The 423-nt window shown below is 68.3% G+C and carries 1 protein-coding gene; it reads left to right on the top strand.

What is annotated here, in order from left to right; all coding sequences use genetic code 11:
* Positions 1-12: 12 nt before the first annotated feature.
* The coding region (locus I6F36_RS39035) for a SulP family inorganic anion transporter (protein WP_276573762.1) at positions 13-423 on the top strand (411 nt) is incomplete at its 3' end.

Below are 423 nucleotides of genomic sequence, written 5' to 3' on the forward strand. Positions count from 1 at the left end.
CCGCAAGCCGGGCTGATCGCGCTGATGTGCGGCCTGGTGGTCTATTCGCTGCTCGGCACGAGCCGCTTTGCCATTGTCTCGGCCACGTCATCGTCGGCCGCCGTGCTGTTTGCGACGGCGCTCTCGGAGCCCGGCGCCAGCAGTGCGACGGCACTCACGATGGCGGCGGCGCTCATCATCGCGACGGGTGTGCTGTTCATCCTGGCGGGCGCGGCGCGGCTGGGCGGTATGTCGGATTTCATCGCGCGGCCGGTGCTGCGCGGTTTCACGTTTGGGCTGGCGCTGACGATTGCCATCAAGCAGTTGCCCAAGATCCTCGACGTGGCCGTTCATCACAGCGACACGCCCCGCGTGGCGCTCGACCTGATTGCCGGCGCGGCTGGCGCCAACCAGTACAGCACGGCATTGGGCGCCGTCGCACTC

This window comes from Bradyrhizobium sp. BRP19, assembly GCF_020194195.1.
Lineage (GTDB): Bacteria > Pseudomonadota > Alphaproteobacteria > Rhizobiales > Xanthobacteraceae > Bradyrhizobium > Bradyrhizobium yuanmingense.